This is a genomic window from Rhizobium sp. BK316 (assembly GCF_014193695.1).
Taxonomy (GTDB): Bacteria; Pseudomonadota; Alphaproteobacteria; order Rhizobiales; family Rhizobiaceae; genus Rhizobium.
In genome coordinates this window covers 612775-627493 of record NZ_JACHZR010000003.1, presented here as the reverse complement: position 1 = coordinate 627493, position 14719 = coordinate 612775, and the positions used below count along the sequence as shown (strand labels likewise).

Below are 14719 nucleotides of genomic sequence, written 5' to 3'. Positions count from 1 at the left end.
CCGCTCGAGGACGAAGATTATGGAAAACACGACCGCCGACCTCATCCTGCACCATGGTCTGATCACCACGCTCGACCGCTCCAATCCGGCCGCGAGCGCCGTCGCCGTCAAGGACGGCAGGTTCCTCGCCGTCGGCCACGACGCCGAGATCATGGCGCTCAAGGGACCGAATACGAAGGTCGTCGATCTCAAGGGCAAGCGCGTCCTTCCCGGCCTGATCGACAACCACACCCACGTCATCAGAGGCGGTTTGAACTTCAACATGGAACTGCGCTGGGATGGCGTGCGTTCGCTCGCCGATGCCATGGACATGCTGAAGCGCCAGGTGGCGATCACCCCGCCGCCGCAATGGGTCCGCGTCGTCGGCGGCTTCACCGAACATCAGTTTGCCGAAAAGCGCCTGCCGACGATCGAAGAGATCAACGCAATTGCACCGGATACCCCTGTCTTCATCCTGCATCTCTACGATCGCGCACTGCTGAATGGCGCGGCCCTGCGCGCCGTCGGCTATACCAGGGACACGCCGAACCCGCCCGGTGGCGAGATTACCCGAGATGCAAACGGCAATCCGACCGGCCTGCTGCTCGCCAAGCCCAATGCCGGCATTCTCTATTCGACGCTATCAAAGGGTCCGAAACTGCCCTTCGATTATCAGGTCAATTCCACCCGCCACTTCATGCGCGAGTTGAACCGCCTCGGTGTAACAGGCGTCATTGATGCCGGCGGCGGCTTCCAGAACTATCCCGATGATTATGCTGTCATCCAGAAACTTGCCGATGACGGCCAGATGACCGTCCGTCTCGCCTATAATCTCTTCACCCAGAAGCCGAAGGCGGAGAAGGAAGATTTCCTGAACTGGACCGCTTCGGTGAAATACAAGCAGGGTACCGACTATTTCCGCCACAACGGCGCGGGCGAAATGCTGATCTTCTCCGCTGCCGATTTCGAGGATTTCCGACAGCCGCGCCCGGACATGCCGCCGGAAATGGAAGGCGAGCTGGAAGAGGTCGTGCGGGTGCTTGCGCAAAACCGCTGGCCCTGGCGCCTGCACGCCACCTATGACGAGACGATCAGACGCGCGCTCAATGTCTTCGAAAAGGTCAATCAGGATATCCCGCTCGAAGGCCTCAACTGGTTCTTCGATCATGCCGAGACGATTTCCGAACAGTCGATCGACCGCATTGCAGCCCTTGGCGGCGGCATCGCCGTGCAGCACCGCATGGCCTATCAGGGCGAATATTTCGTCGAGCGTTATGGCGTCGGTGCGACCGAAGCCACCCCGCCCGTGGCCCGTATGCTGGAAAAGGGTGTGAAGGTTTCCGCCGGCACCGATGCCACCCGCGTTGCCTCCTATAATCCCTGGGTCTCGCTCTCCTGGATGATCACGGGCCGCACCGTCGGCGGCATGGCGATCTATCCGCGCCGCAACTGCCTCGACCGCGAGACGGCGCTGCGCATGTGGACGGAAAACGTCACCTGGTTCTCCAACGAGGAAGGCAAGAAGGGGCGCATCGAGAAGGGCCAGTTCGCCGATCTCATCGTGCCGGACAAGGATTTCTTCGCCTGCGCCGAAGAGGAGATCTCCTTCCTCACGTCGGAGCTGACCATGGTTGGCGGCAAGATCGTCTATGGATCAGGCACTTTCGCGAGCCTCGATGAAAACCCGGTTCCACCGGCCATGCCGGACTGGTCGCCGGTGCGCAGCTTCAAAGGCTATGCCGCCTGGGGCGAACCCGAGGGTGCCGGCAAGAACTCGCTGCATCGCCGCCTGATTTCGTCCTGCGGCTGCGCCAATGATTGCAACGTCCACGGCCATGCGCACGCCAATGCCTGGGGCTCGAAGGCACCAGCCTCCGATCTGAAGAGTTTCTGGGGCGCACTCGGCTGCGCCTGCTGGGCCGTCTGAGGATCGATCCGATGCATGCCCTTGAAATCCGACTTGCATCCCTCGCCCGTCCTCTTTTCGGCGCGCCGTGGATGCGCTTCATTGCCTATCTCGGCCTCTGTGCAGCCTATCTGCAAGGCGGCCTCAACAAGCTCACAGATTTTCCGAGTGCGATCGGCGAGATGACCCATTTCGGCCTGTCGCCCGCACCGGTCTTTGCGGTGATCGTCATTGCCCTGGAGCTTGCTGCCTCGCTCATGATTCTCACCGGCTTTTTTCGATGGCTGGGCGCGCTCGCCCTCGGCTCCTTCACGCTGATGGCCACCTTCCTGGCCCTGCGTTTCTGGGAATTGCCTCAGGGAATGGAGCGCTTCATGGCAGCCAACTCCTTCTTTGAACATCTGGGCCTCGTCGGCGGCTTCCTGCTCGCCGCCTGGCTCGATCTCAGGGAAAAAGCATAGGGCAACCTGCACCAAAGCATCGCTTCCGCTGACCCCTGCAAACATGTTTTCTGACCGTGTCAGTACCACGCTGCAACCCATCCGCCTCAGGGCACAGATCCTCCCAACCCCAGCATAGGACAAATTCAATGCCGACGATCACCACCAAGGACGGAACGACGATTTATTACCAGGATTGGGGCAACGGCCAGCCGATCCTCTTCTCCCACGGTTGGCCTCTGTCGGGCGATGCCTGGGAAGTCCAGATGCTCTACTTTGCCCAGCAGGGCTACCGCGTCATCGCCCATGACCGCCGCGGACACGGCAAGTCCTCCCAACCGTGGAACGGCAACAATATGGATCGGTATGCCGATGACCTCGCCGAGCTCATCGAGAAGCTCGACCTCAAGAACCTGATCATGATCGGCCATTCCACCGGCGGCGGCGAAGTCGCCCATTATATCGGCCGCCATGGCACGAACCGCGTCGCCAAGGTCGTGCTCGTCGGCGCCGTACCCCCGCTGATGCTGAAGACGCCTGAAAATCCCGAGGGCACGCCGATCGAGGTCTTCGACGGCATCCGCAAGGGCACGGCCGGCGACCGCTCGCAATTCTACCGCGACCTCACCATCCCCTTCTACGGCTTCAACCGCGACGGCGCCAAGGTCAACGAAGGCCTGCGCGAAACCTTCTGGCTGATGGGCATGGCCGGCGGCATCAAGGGCCATTACGATTGCATCCATGAATTCTCCGAGGTCGATTACAGCGAAGACCTCAGGAAGATCGACGTTCCGGCCCTGCTCATCCACGGCGATGACGACCAGATCGTGCCGATCAAGGCCGCTGCCGAAAAGGGCATCAAGCTTCTGAAAAACGGCACGCTGAAGGTCTATCCGGGCGCCCCGCACGGCCTCGCCCAGACCGAAGCCGACAAGTTCAACGCCGACGTCCTCGCCTTCATCAAGGCCTAAGCATCCGACGCGCCAAGAGCGGCGAGAGCTGCCCGCCGCTCTTGGCGCCTCCTGCGACACCATCCAGGTCCGAGCCGCTTCAAGCAACGCGGACATTGCCATAGGGGAATTCCGCGGCAGCCATATTGCCGACATCCGCGCCGTCGCGGCGGAATGAACCGAGCGGCTTACAAAGGGAAAAAACGATGCGCCCAGCCCTGCCCGTACTCCTGAGCCTTACCGGCGGTTATGTCGATACCGCCGGTTTCCTGGCGCTCGGCGGCCTCTTCCCCGCCCATGTCACCGGCAACTTCGTGACATTGGGTGCAGCGCTGACTCACGGCACGACGGGCATCATCGCCAAGCTTCTGGCGCTGCCGGTCTTCTGCCTGACGATCCTCCTGCTGCGCTACCTCACGCACAATGTGCCGCCCGGCGACGAGAAGGGCCTGCGCATCCTGCTCGTCATAAAGCTTCTCTTTCTGATTGCCGGCGGCGCCTGCGCCATCTGGCTTTCCCCCTTCGCCAATCCCGATGGACTGCCGCTGGTCGCAACCGGCATGCTGCTCGTCATCGCCATGGCGATCCAGAACGCCGCCCACCGCATCCATCTCGGCGCCTCACCGCCGAGCACGCTGATGACCGGCACCACGACACAGATCATGATCGACCTCGCCGACCTCGCCCATGGCAGCGCCGGCGATCAGGCAAAGCCTGTAAAGGGCCGCCTGTCGCACATGGTGGTCGCCGTTTTCGCCTTCGCGCTCGGCTGCGGCCTTGCCGCCCTGCTGTATGCCACGGTCGGCACCTGGTGTTTTGCTCTGCCGCCGCTCCTTGCGCTGGTTTCGGTTTGCCTCGCCTTCGCCGGTCCGAAAACTGCCTGAAGTATCCCGCGCATAACGATGCAGCGGTTTTGCTATGACGACGTGTGTAAAACAAGGACTTGAGGATAGCTGAGCCGCTGGGAATGAAAGCAGAACAACTTTCTGGTCTTTCCCTCCCGAATCACTACATTACGCGGCATGACCAATAGTTTCGACGATATGCCCTTCTTCGATGAGGAACCGGGCGATGCGCCGCGCAAGCAGCAAGCACCTGCAGCACCTGCCCCAAGGGCGCCGGCTGCCGGCGGCGGCATTGCCGCCCGCGCCATGGCGGCTCGTGATGGCGGTCGCCCCGATTATCTCGCCGGCCTCAACCCGGAACAGCGCGAAGCGGTCGAGACGCTGGAAGGCCCCGTTCTCGTGCTTGCCGGCGCTGGCACCGGCAAGACCCGCGTTCTGACCACCCGTATCGCCCATATTCTTTCGACCGGGCGCGCCTTCCCCTCGCAGATCCTCGCCGTGACCTTCACCAACAAGGCCGCTCGCGAAATGAAGGAGCGCATCGCGCTTCTCGTCGGCGGCGCCGTCGAGGGCATGCCGTGGCTCGGCACCTTCCACTCGATCGGTGTCAAGTTACTCCGCCGCCACGCCGAACTCGTCGGCCTGCGCTCCGATTTCACCATCCTCGATACCGACGATGTGATCCGCCTCATCAAGCAACTGATCCAGGCCGAAGGCCTCGACGACAAGCGCTGGCCGGCCAAGCAGTTCGCCGGCATGATCGATACCTGGAAAAACAAGGGCCTCGGCCCTGCCGATATTCCTGAGGGAGACGCGCGCGCTTTTGCCAATGGCCGCGGCCGCGATCTCTATTTCGCGTACCAGAACCGCCTGTCGACGCTGAACGCCTGCGATTTCGGCGATCTGCTGATGCATCCGATCGCGATCTTCCGCAAGCAGCCGGATCTGCTCAAGGAATATCACCAGAAATTCCGCTATATCCTCGTCGACGAGTATCAGGATACCAACACCGCCCAGTACATGTGGCTGCGGCTTCTCGCCCAGCGTGCCAAGGGCGAGCCGCAGAATGTCTGCTGCGTCGGTGACGACGACCAGTCGATCTATGGCTGGCGCGGCGCGGAAGTGGACAATATTCTGCGCTTCGAAAAGGATTTTCCTGGCGCCAAGGTCATCAAGCTGGAGCGTAACTACCGCTCGACGGCCCACATCTTGGGTGCGGCCGCCCATCTCATCACCCATAATGAAGGCCGCCTCGGCAAGACGCTCTTCACGGATCGCTCCGATCCTGACGACGTCAAGGTGCAGGTCCATGCCTCATGGGATTCCGAGGAAGAAGCGCGTGCCATCGGCGAGGAAATCGAGCGCCTGCAGCGTGGCGATGCCGACGGCAAGAAGCATCTGCTGAACGACATGGCGATCCTGGTGCGCGCCTCCTTCCAGATGCGCGAATTCGAAGACCGCTTCGTCACGCTCGGCCTGAACTACCGCGTCATCGGCGGCCCGCGCTTCTACGAGCGCCTCGAAATCCGCGATGCCATGGCCTATTTCCGCCTCGTCGCCCAGCCGGCAGACGACCTCGCCTTCGAACGCATCATCAACACCCCCAAGCGCGGCCTCGGCGATACGACGGTGCGCGCGCTCCACGATTACGCCCGCGCGCGCGACATCCCGATGCTGGCAGCCGCCGCCGACATGATCGAGACGGACGAGCTGAAACCGAAGGCTCGCAAGGCCCTCTTCGACGTGATTCAATCTTTCCGCCGATGGCAGGAACTGCTTGAAAACACACCACATACCGAACTTGCCGAGCAGATCCTCGAAGAGTCCGGCTATACCGACATGTGGAAGAACGACAAGACGGCGGAAGCGCCGGGTCGCCTTGAAAACCTCAAGGAGCTCATCCGCTCCATGGAAAGCTTCGAATCCATGCGCGGCTTCCTGGAGCACGTCTCGCTCGTCATGGATACTGAGACCAACGAAAATCTCGACGCCGTCTCCATCATGACGCTGCACTCGGCCAAGGGCCTGGAATTCGACACGGTCTTCCTGCCCGGCTGGGAGGAAGGCCTCTTCCCGCACCAGCGTTCGCTCGATGAATCCGGCCGCGCCGGCCTGGAGGAAGAACGCCGCCTCGCCTATGTCGGCATCACCCGCGCCAAGCACCGCTGCCATATCTGGTTCGTCTCCAACCGCCGCATCCACGGCCTGTGGCAATCGACCATTCCCTCGCGCTTTCTCGACGAACTGCCGGAAACCCATGTGGAGGTGGCCGAGATGGAGCAGAATTACGGCGGCTATGGTCGTGGCGGCGGTTACGGCCAATCGCGCTTCGACAAGGCCGACCCCTTCGCCAATTCCTATTCCACCCCCGGCTGGAAGCGCGCCCAGCAGAACAAGACCGACGCCACCCGCGACAACTGGGGCACCCGCTCCGGCCATGCGGTGGAGCGCATCGGATATGGTGAAAGCGGCCCGCGCGGCCGCACCATCGAGGGCGAACTGGTGGCGAAATCCACCGCCACCGAGCCCTCGCGCTTCGCCCTCGGCGACCGCGTCTTCCACATCAAATTCGGCAACGGCTCCATCTCCGGCATCGAAGGCAACAAACTGACGATCGACTTCGACCGCGCCGGCCAGAAGCGGGTGCTCGATGGGTTTGTGGAGCGAGTCTGATCGCTCCACTGTCTTGGCCGGCTGTCAGGAATCGCAGGCCCAGCAGCCCGCAGTTCTCCAGATGACAAAACGCCGCTTTGACCCGACTCGCAAACAGGCATAGCCCGGTCACTGCCCGCCCATGAAAGGCAGGCTTCACAAGACCTTCAGAGGAGGTTCAAGTGACCAATGTTTCAGCTCTGGGCAGCACGCTGACCCAGTATAAAGCCCCCCTCAATCCCCTCGATACGAATGGCGACGGCGTCGTCTCTGCAGATGAACTCGCCGTCGCTTCCCAATCCTCGACCGCCAGTACCTCGTCCAACGGCGATGACTCCTCCTCCGGTACCGATGTCGTCCGGAAGATCACAGCCGATATTCTGGCGCTCATGCTCTCGCTCCAGAAAAGCGATGACAGCGACAGCCGGTCCGGCACCGATGACAATGGCGACAAGTCCAAGGGCGCACTCTCTGCTCTGGATTCGAATGGCGACGGCAAGCTCACCACCTCGGAAATCCTTGCGGCCGACCCGCAGAAGATTGCCGCCGCCGGCGGTGACGATGATGACAGCGGCCTGATGGCCAAAGTCCTGACCGACATGAAGATGGCACTTCGCGCATACCAGACGACCTACGGCGCTTCGCCCGTCGCCACCGGCGACAGCGACCAGACGGCCTGATACAATGAGGCTCCGCCGGGGGAGCCTCGCTGGACGGGCCGCAAGCAACCTTCGCCGCCGGCATCATCCGTTCTGACCCGCGGCAAGCTCCTCAGAACACCGAGCTTTCTTGTCGGCCTTTCCGACCGCGTGGATACCCTGTAAATGACCTGCAGCGACAGGCATTCACCTCAGGCTTCACCCGATTTCCGGCGAGATACCCATGACAGCTATACCGACGCTTCAAACCGAGCGCCTGATCCTCCGGCCTCCTGCCATGGAAGACTGGCCGGACTACCACGCGCTGATGATCTCCGATCGTGCCCTCTATATGGGCGGCCCGCATTCGACCAAAGCCGCCTGGGGCATGTTCTGCCATGACGTCGCCCTGTGGTCGCTGATGGGCCACGGCGCCCTAATGATGGAAGATCGCGCCACGGGACAATGCCTCGGTCAGGTTGGCATCAATCACGGTCCGCTGTTTCCCGAGAAGGAACTGGGCTGGCTCGTCTATCCGCAAGCCGAAGGCAAAGGTTATGCCTATGAGGCGGCCGCGGCCCTGCGCGACTGGGCCTTTACAGTGCGCGGATTGAAGACGCTGGTGAGCTATATCGCTCGTCCCAATGTGAGATCGATCCGGCTCGCCGAACGGCTGGGCGCCGTACCGGATGCGACAGCGGCGCGCCAGGACGGTGATCTCGACGACCTGATCTTCAGGCATCCAGCCCGGTAGTCCGTGCGCAAATTCGCATGGAATAAGTGAGATACTTGCCGAACTCCCGCATAGGGTGAGCGCCAGCGAAAAAATATGCTGATGCTGCCATTTGCCACTCTCCATACGAGAATTAGCACTTGCGCCCTGCCCCCCGGAAATCCACTAGTTGATAGCGCTGACATCGGTTGGCATTTTGCGGTGTGATATGCGTAAGGGATAGCTTAATGAAGGCGTTGCTGCTGGTCGATATTCAGAATGGCTTCTGTCCCGGAGGTAACCTGCCGGTTCCTGACGGCGATAAGGTCGTTCCCGTAGCAAACAGCCTCATCGACAGCGGCAAATACGATCTCATCGTCGCCTCGCAGGACTGGCACCCAGCCGACCACGGCAGCTTCGCCTCCTCCCATCCCAACAAAAAAACTTTCGAGATGGGCGAACTCTCCGGCAAGCCGCAGATGTTATGGCCGGATCACTGCGTGCAATACACGCGCGACGCCGAGTTGCACCCCGAGCTCCACTCTGCCCAAATCGACCTCATCCAGCAGAAGGGCGAAAACAAGAACGTCGACAGCTATTCCGCCTTCCGCGACAACGATCAGTATGCCTTGACAGGCTTGGCCGATTTCCTGATCGATCAAGGCGTCACCGAACTCGACGTCTGCGGACTTGCGACCGATTATTGCGTAAAATTCTCTGCGCTCGACGCGCTGGAGCTGATCCCTGCCGTCAAGGTCCGCTTTGTCGAGGACGCAAGCCGCGGCATCACGCCCGACGGTGTCGCTGCCGCCATCGACGAGATGCGTGCAAAGGGAATCGATATCGTCAAGAGTGCCGATATCCTCTCCGCCTGATCAGCTGTTCTTTTCGCCTTCCCGCTCGAGCAGATAGATCTCCTCTCCAAAATCCTCCATCTTCTTGAGGAAGGCGGCGTGGGCGTCGCGAAGCCCTCTGTTGTAGAAGTACGGCCCGATCTTCTCGGCGAAAAAGTCGAGCAGGAACTCGGCCGGCAGCACGCCGATCGGGTCGAGCTCGCGATCGAAATATTGGCGGATGTGCGAAACGATCTCCGCCTTTTCTTCCTTCGTAAATTCAATCTTCTTCATTGTCTCCCTCACCTCGCCGGTGACGTAAACGGGTAACGCTTCAGCAAAATCCATTGGTGAATCAAGGAAATTCAATTGCCGCGGCATGTGAGACACCATAGAGGGAAATTTCAATTCCAACAGGACTAATCCCATGAAACGCGCCGACTTTGTAGAAGGTTTGCGGGGCGGATTCGCCGTGGCGCTCGCTTCTGCTCCCTTCGGAGCCCTGTTCGGCGCCCTTGCCGCCGAGCAGGGCATGTCGCTCTCCGAACTCACCTTCATGAGCGCCACCGTTTATGCGGGCGCCAGCCAGATGGTCGGCATCGAGCTCTTCGGCCATAATGTTCAGGCCTGGGTGATCGTGCTGTCGATCCTCGCCGTCAACTTCCGCCACGTGCTCTATTCGGCAGCGATTGCCCGCTACATCAGGCATTTCACTCCGCTGCAGAAGTTCTTCACCTTCTTCCTGCTGGTCGATCCGCAATTTGCCGAAACCGTCAAGCGTGGCGAAGCAGGGCAGCCCGTCACCTTCACCTGGTATCTCGGCTTCGGCATCATCATCTATATCCCCTGGGTCCTCATCAGCCTCATCGGCGGCATGCTCGGATCCTTGATCGGCGATCCGAAAACGATCGGCCTCGATATCCTCCTCCCGGCCTATTTCCTCGGCATCGTTCTCGGCTTCCGCAGGCGGGACAATTTCCTGCCCGTGGCACTGACGAGCGCTGTCGCCTCAGTCATCGCCTATCATTTCGTCGGCTCCCCGTGGCATGTGAGCCTGGGTGCTGTGGCAGGCATCATCCTTGCCGCGTTGATGCCCCTGCCTGCCGAGGAGCCGGATCTCGAAGCCGACGCCCTCAACACCGAAAATCACGAGGTCTGAGATGGAATTCGATCTCCACATGGCTCTCGTGATCCTGGCCGCCGCAGTCGCGACTTTCGCGACCCGCATCGGCGGCTACATCATGATTACCAAGATGAAGCGCATCCCGCCCCGCATGGAAGCGGCGCTGAACGCCGTGCCGGCAGCGGTCCTCACGACGCTCGTCGCCCCCGCCTTCTTCATCGGCGGCTGGGATTCGAAACTGGCGCTCGCCGTCGCCCTCGTCATCGGCCTGCGCTTCTCGCATACCTGGATGCTGGTGGCCGCCTGGATCATCGTGATGATCTGGCGGCACACGATCGGTCTTTAAGTCAGACGCTCGATTCCAACCGCTCAGTATTCCAGCGGCAGCGTCGCATTCTCCAGCCATGCCTTGACGTCATGGTCGTGGATCAACGGCATCAGCGCCTCGCGCGTCTGGCGGTGGTATTCGTTGAACCAATGCAGCTCGTCATGCGTGAGCAATTCGGGAATGACGATGCTGCGATCGATCGGGCAGAAGGTCAGCGTTTCGAAGCCGAGCATCGGCATATCGCCGCCGTCGATGGCTTCAGCCTCCCGCACATAGATCAGGTTTTCGATGCGGATGCCGAAATGACCCGGCCGGTAATAGCCCGGCTCGTTGGAGAGGATCATGCCCGGCAGCAGTTCCTGCGTCGACAGCCGCGAGATGCGCTGCGGCCCCTCGTGAACCGAGAGATAGGAGCCGACGCCATGGCCCGTGCCATGCGCGAAATCGGCCCCTGCCCGCCACAGCGCGATACGCGCCAGCGGATCGAGGTCGCAGCCGCGCGTACCCTTGGGGAAACGCGCCGTGCTGATCTGGATCATGCCCTTCAGCACCAGCGTGAAGAAGCGCTTGTGCTCTTCGCTGACCGCGCCGATGCCGACCGTGCGGGTGATATCGGTCGTGCCATTCGTGTATTGCGCGCCTGAATCGATCAGGAAGAGTTCGCCCGGCTGGATATGCCGGTCGGTCGCCGTCGTCACCCGGTAGTGCATGATGGCAGCATGTTCGCCCGCACCCGAGATCGTGTCGAAGGAAATATCCTTCAGCGGGTTCTGCATGCTCTGACCCAGCCTGGCGCGGGCCGCTTCCAGCCGCTCGGCAGCACCGATCTCGGTGATCGTGCCGGGCTTGCTCTGAGACAGCCAATAGAGGAATTCGACCATGGCAGCGCCATCCTGCAGATGCGCGGCCGCCGAACCGTTGATCTCGACGCTGTTTTTCACCGCCCGCGGCAGCTTTGCCGGATCGGTACCCTCGACAACCTCGCCACCCGCCTTTCGGATGATCTCGGCAAGCGCATAGGAGGCGATATCGGGATCGATGAGGATACGGCCGCCACCCCTGGCGACTTCAGTGAGCTTTTCGTCCAGCAGCGATGGCGCAAGCTGGGTGGCGATCTGCGCCAGGTAGGCTTCCGGCTCGATGCCGGTCTTGCGCTTGTCGAGGAAGAGCTCCGACTTGCCGTCGGCATGGATGATGGCGCGCGCCAAGGGATGCGGCGTATGCGGCACGTCGGCGCCGCGAATGTTGAAGATCCAGGCGATGGAGGACGGATCGGCAATCAGCACCGCTTTGAGGTTCTTCTTGCCGAGATCGGCGGCGATCGTCGCGATCTTGTCCTTGGCGAGGATACCGGCCTGCGCAATGTTCTGGATGACAACAGGCCCAAGCGGCTCTGCCGGGCGATCTGTCCACAGCTCGTCGAGCGGATTATGCGGCAGGAAGACGAGCGAACCGCCGATCTCAGACAGCGCCTTTTCGAACTTGCGCACCTCCGCACCCGAATGCAGCCAAGGATCGATGCCGAGTCGCAGCCCGTTCTTGCCATGCGCCGGCAGCCAGACATGCGGCGGCTCGTTGACGAGATCCCCGCCGGTAAAGACCGAACCATCCACCTGCTCGGCCAGTTGCGTCACATAACGCCCATCGACATAGACGATCGCTTCCGTTCGGGTAATCAGCGCGATGCCCGCCGAGCCGGTGAAGCCCGTCAGCCAGGATAGCCGCTCGGCGCAGGCTGGCACATATTCGCCGTTGAATTCATCGGCGCGTGGCACGAGAAACGCATCGATACCGAGCGCATCGAAACCGGCGCGGAGTGCAGAAACCCGTTCCCTGCCGAACTGCGGCGTGGAGGTGACTTCGAAAGACTGGAACATGCTGAAAACCCGAATGAATGAAACGAATCCGGTTAATGGGATAGCAGCCATGTTAGCGAATTTTCAGTCATTGGGGAGAAAAAGCGACGCGAAGCGCCTGGAAGCTGCCGGCCGCCCATTAATTTGGCAGAAATGTGTCTCGATGTGGGAAACTGGCACGCTTCATGCATTGCGCGCATGGCTCCCATGAAACAAACCCTCTGCCGCTGCATGAAGGAATAGCTATATAGGGCACATCGAACGGTTCACGACGAACCACCAACAAGGATTTTTTGAAATGACCGCCTCTCTCTCGCGCTTCGCTTACAGCAGCCCGGTACAGGCTGGCGAACGCCAGACTGTGCGTCATATCATCGGCGCCCGCCGCCCGCAGCATGAGGACAGCCTCAAGGTGCTTGCAGCCGGCCAGCGTTCCACGCGCCACAAGGGCGCACCGAGCTACGCATTCTGAGCTTAAAGCCTTTCCGATCCTCCTCCCTCCACCGGACAGGCCTATCGGAATGCAGTAGAGCCCGCTCGAGCATCTCCTCCTCCTTCGAGCTCGCGGGCATGACCGGATTTAAATGCCGGTTTAAGGCGGTGTCACTGACACCGCCTTTTTTCTTGCCCCTATTCCTGGGAAAACGCGCGTAGAAGAGATCAGGGACGATCCAGATGGATCGTCACCCAGCCGTTGCGCCAGATGGTGCGTACATGGCGAAGCTTGGCGCCATTATAAGCGGCCAGCACCTTCCACCGCTGCGAGGCAAGAATGCCGGACAGGATTACCGATCCGCCCGGCGCCAGATTGGTGACGAGCTGCGGCGCCATCTTAATCAGCGGCCGCGCCAGGATATTGGCGATGATCAGGTCGAACGGCCCATGCTCGGAAAAAGCCGTCGAGTGAAAGCCCGGTGCCGTCACAGTGCTGATGCCACTGGTGATGCCATTGCGGCGAACATTCTCGGCCGCGACGCGCACAGCGATCGGGTCAATATCGGTCGCGAGTACAGGAATATTGCGGAGCTTGCGAACGGCAATCGCCAATACGCCGCTGCCGGTACCGAGATCCAGCGCATTACGCACCGTGCGGGCACGCAGCACCCGATCGATCACCTCCAGACAGCCGGCGGTCGTGCCGTGATGGCCGGTGCCGAAAGCCTGGCCGGCATCGATCTCGATGGCGATGTCTCCTGATCGCACCTTGTCGCGGTCATGCGAGCCATGCACGAGGAAGCGCCCCGCCCTGACGGGCTTCAGCCCCTCCAGCGACTTGACCACCCAGTCCACATCAGGAATGACCTCGCGCAACAGCGCAGCATCCGGAAATGTCTCCTTCAGCGCCTCCTCGATGCGAGAGCGCACCTCCGCCTCGTCCGCCGTCATCATGTAGACGGAGGCTTCCCAGATATCCTTCTTTTCGTCGACCTCGGTGGTGCCGATGGCAAAATCTTCTTCGCCGAAGACCTCGCTCAAGAGGTCGAGGATTTCCTCGGCCTGCTTTTCAGTCGTCGACACGTAAAGGCGGATTTCACTCACGATAGGCGATCTTTCAGGTTGCGCCGCCCGCTGCCGGTCTAAGCGCTTTCAGCGGCCGGTCATCCCTTGGCGACGAGATTCTCAAGCTTCTTTATCGCCGTATCCGGATTTTCGCCATAGGAGATCGTTCCCGCAAAACGCCCGGCAGAATCAAGCAGGAAGACCGAGGCCGTGTGATCCATCGTATAGTCGCCGTTGGGATTGTTCTCGTCGACCGGCACCTTCTTGGCATAGACGCGGAAGCCCTTGATCACGTCGGCGATCTTGTCCGGCGGGCCGGAAATGCCGGTGATGCGCTTGGAAACGTTGGAGACATATTGGTTCATGATCTCGGGCGTATCGCGCTCGGGATCGACGGTCACGAAATACGCCTGCAGCTTGTTACCCTGGGGATCGACCTTCTCCATCCAGCCGTTGAGCTCGAATAGCGTCGTCGGGCAGACCTCGGGGCAATGGGTGAAGCCGAAGAACAGCGCCGTCGGCTTGCCGCGCAGCGCCTGTTCCGTAATCGGCTGACCTGCCTGCGATACCAGCGTGAACGGCACGCCGAATGGCCCTTCTGCCACCACATTCCGCGTCCGGCTCTGATCCAGAGTGAACCAGCCGAGAACGCCGGCAAGCGCGAGCACTGCGATCCAAACGGCGATACGGAAATTCTTCATGGTATCTTCCTTACTAGCAATTCCAGCAAAAGTGCGCAGCGGTTTTGCGTCCGGAATTGCGTAAAAACAAAAGTGCGGATGCCCCATCCGTCTCGCTCGTGTGATTATAGTCGCGATCGCAGCCACGCAATTCAAGAATGCGTTTTCTCACCCGTGATTAATTGCCCCAGCTTGACGAATGCCAATACGGGCAAACGCCCTGAGAAAAAGCCGTACAAAGACGAATTATCACGCCTTTCTAACGGCTTGCCCTGAA

General features: G+C 60.9%; 15 protein-coding genes. 11 read left to right on the top strand and 4 right to left on the bottom strand.

The window, feature by feature from the left end; all coding sequences use genetic code 11:
- The first annotated feature begins 19 nt into the window (after nt 1-19).
- The 8 genes from FHT87_RS17165 (at nt 20) to pncA (ending at nt 8997) form a co-directional block, all read left to right on the top strand.
- Nucleotides 20-1906, top strand: a complete 1887-nt coding sequence (locus tag FHT87_RS17165; protein ID WP_183803480.1) for an amidohydrolase — start codon at nt 20-22, stop codon at nt 1904-1906.
- An 11-nt stretch (nt 1907-1917) separates the two neighbouring features.
- A complete protein-coding gene (locus FHT87_RS17160; protein ID WP_183803477.1) occupies nt 1918-2346 on the top strand; it encodes a DoxX family protein in 429 nt (142 codons plus the stop codon).
- A 128-nt stretch (nt 2347-2474) separates the two neighbouring features.
- Entirely contained in the window at nt 2475-3296 is an 822-nt protein-coding gene (locus tag FHT87_RS17155) for an alpha/beta hydrolase (protein ID WP_183803474.1), read from the top strand.
- Nucleotides 3297-3481: 185 nt separating this feature from the next.
- The gene (locus FHT87_RS17150; protein WP_183735986.1) at nt 3482-4159 is read left to right on the top strand and encodes a YoaK family protein; all 678 of its coding nucleotides are present in this window, start codon (nt 3482-3484) and stop codon (nt 4157-4159) included.
- Nucleotides 4160-4297: 138 nt separating this feature from the next.
- The gene (locus FHT87_RS17145) at nt 4298-6793 is read left to right on the top strand and encodes a UvrD-helicase domain-containing protein (RefSeq protein ID WP_183803471.1); all 2496 of its coding nucleotides are present in this window, start codon (nt 4298-4300) and stop codon (nt 6791-6793) included.
- 161 nt (nt 6794-6954) lie between these two features.
- On the top strand, nt 6955-7452 hold the full coding sequence (locus FHT87_RS17140) for a hypothetical protein (RefSeq protein ID WP_183803468.1): 498 nt from the start codon (nt 6955-6957) through the stop codon (nt 7450-7452).
- Nucleotides 7453-7654: 202 nt separating this feature from the next.
- Nucleotides 7655-8164: a GNAT family N-acetyltransferase gene (locus FHT87_RS17135; RefSeq protein WP_183803465.1), complete on the top strand. Its 510-nt coding sequence runs from the start codon at nt 7655-7657 to the stop codon at nt 8162-8164.
- A 206-nt stretch (nt 8165-8370) separates the two neighbouring features.
- Nucleotides 8371-8997 (top strand): bifunctional nicotinamidase/pyrazinamidase, encoded by a 627-nt coding sequence (gene pncA / locus FHT87_RS17130; protein WP_183803462.1) that lies wholly within the window; start codon nt 8371-8373, stop codon nt 8995-8997.
- Here pncA and FHT87_RS17125 read toward each other — a convergent pair whose 3' ends face one another.
- Nucleotides 8998-9249 (bottom strand): DUF2164 domain-containing protein, encoded by a 252-nt coding sequence (locus FHT87_RS17125; protein ID WP_183735981.1) that lies wholly within the window; start codon nt 9247-9249, stop codon nt 8998-9000.
- A 133-nt stretch (nt 9250-9382) separates the two neighbouring features.
- Here FHT87_RS17125 and FHT87_RS17120 point away from each other — a divergent pair, with 133 nt between their 5' ends.
- Entirely contained in the window at nt 9383-10114 is a 732-nt protein-coding gene (locus FHT87_RS17120) for an AzlC family ABC transporter permease (protein WP_183803459.1), read from the top strand.
- Nucleotide 10115: 1 nt separating this feature from the next.
- Nucleotides 10116-10424 (top strand): AzlD family protein, encoded by a 309-nt coding sequence (locus FHT87_RS17115; RefSeq protein ID WP_183803456.1) that lies wholly within the window; start codon nt 10116-10118, stop codon nt 10422-10424.
- Between the two features lie 23 nt (nt 10425-10447).
- On the opposite strand, the gene FHT87_RS17110 is transcribed toward FHT87_RS17115, so the two are convergent.
- Complete coding sequence (locus FHT87_RS17110) at nt 10448-12283, bottom strand: aminopeptidase P family protein (RefSeq protein ID WP_183803452.1); 1836 nt, start codon at nt 12281-12283, stop codon at nt 10448-10450.
- A gap of 277 nt (nt 12284-12560) precedes the next feature.
- On the opposite strand from FHT87_RS17110, the gene FHT87_RS17105 reads away from it, so the two are divergent.
- Nucleotides 12561-12734, top strand: a complete 174-nt coding sequence (locus tag FHT87_RS17105; RefSeq protein WP_018115709.1) for a hypothetical protein — start codon at nt 12561-12563, stop codon at nt 12732-12734.
- Nucleotides 12735-12922: 188 nt separating this feature from the next.
- On the opposite strand, the gene FHT87_RS17100 is transcribed toward FHT87_RS17105, so the two are convergent.
- Entirely contained in the window at nt 12923-13801 is an 879-nt protein-coding gene (locus FHT87_RS17100; protein WP_183803449.1) for a 50S ribosomal protein L11 methyltransferase, read from the bottom strand.
- A 59-nt stretch (nt 13802-13860) separates the two neighbouring features.
- Nucleotides 13861-14463: an SCO family protein gene (locus FHT87_RS17095; RefSeq protein ID WP_183803446.1), complete on the bottom strand. Its 603-nt coding sequence runs from the start codon at nt 14461-14463 to the stop codon at nt 13861-13863.
- Nucleotides 14464-14719 lie beyond the last annotated feature (256 nt).

Excerpts from the sequence above, each read along its gene's own strand:
- FHT87_RS17165 (WP_183803480.1), top strand. The coding sequence starts at position 20 with ATGGAAAACACGACCGCCGACCTCATCCTGCACCATGGTCTGATCACC.
- FHT87_RS17160 (WP_183803477.1), top strand. The coding sequence starts at position 1,918 with ATGCATGCCCTTGAAATCCGACTTGCATCCCTCGCCCGTCCTCTTTTC.
- FHT87_RS17155 (WP_183803474.1), top strand. The coding sequence starts at position 2,475 with ATGCCGACGATCACCACCAAGGACGGAACGACGATTTATTACCAGGAT.
- FHT87_RS17150 (WP_183735986.1), top strand. The coding sequence starts at position 3,482 with ATGCGCCCAGCCCTGCCCGTACTCCTGAGCCTTACCGGCGGTTATGTC.
- FHT87_RS17145 (WP_183803471.1), top strand. The coding sequence starts at position 4,298 with ATGACCAATAGTTTCGACGATATGCCCTTCTTCGATGAGGAACCGGGC.
- FHT87_RS17135 (WP_183803465.1), top strand. The coding sequence starts at position 7,655 with ATGACAGCTATACCGACGCTTCAAACCGAGCGCCTGATCCTCCGGCCT.
- pncA (WP_183803462.1), top strand. The coding sequence starts at position 8,371 with ATGAAGGCGTTGCTGCTGGTCGATATTCAGAATGGCTTCTGTCCCGGA.
- FHT87_RS17125 (WP_183735981.1), bottom strand. The coding sequence starts at position 9,249 with ATGAAGAAGATTGAATTTACGAAGGAAGAAAAGGCGGAGATCGTTTCG.
- FHT87_RS17120 (WP_183803459.1), top strand. The coding sequence starts at position 9,383 with ATGAAACGCGCCGACTTTGTAGAAGGTTTGCGGGGCGGATTCGCCGTG.
- FHT87_RS17115 (WP_183803456.1), top strand. The coding sequence starts at position 10,116 with ATGGAATTCGATCTCCACATGGCTCTCGTGATCCTGGCCGCCGCAGTC.
- FHT87_RS17110 (WP_183803452.1), bottom strand. The coding sequence starts at position 12,283 with ATGTTCCAGTCTTTCGAAGTCACCTCCACGCCGCAGTTCGGCAGGGAA.
- FHT87_RS17105 (WP_018115709.1), top strand. The coding sequence starts at position 12,561 with ATGACCGCCTCTCTCTCGCGCTTCGCTTACAGCAGCCCGGTACAGGCT.
- FHT87_RS17095 (WP_183803446.1), bottom strand. The coding sequence starts at position 14,463 with ATGAAGAATTTCCGTATCGCCGTTTGGATCGCAGTGCTCGCGCTTGCC.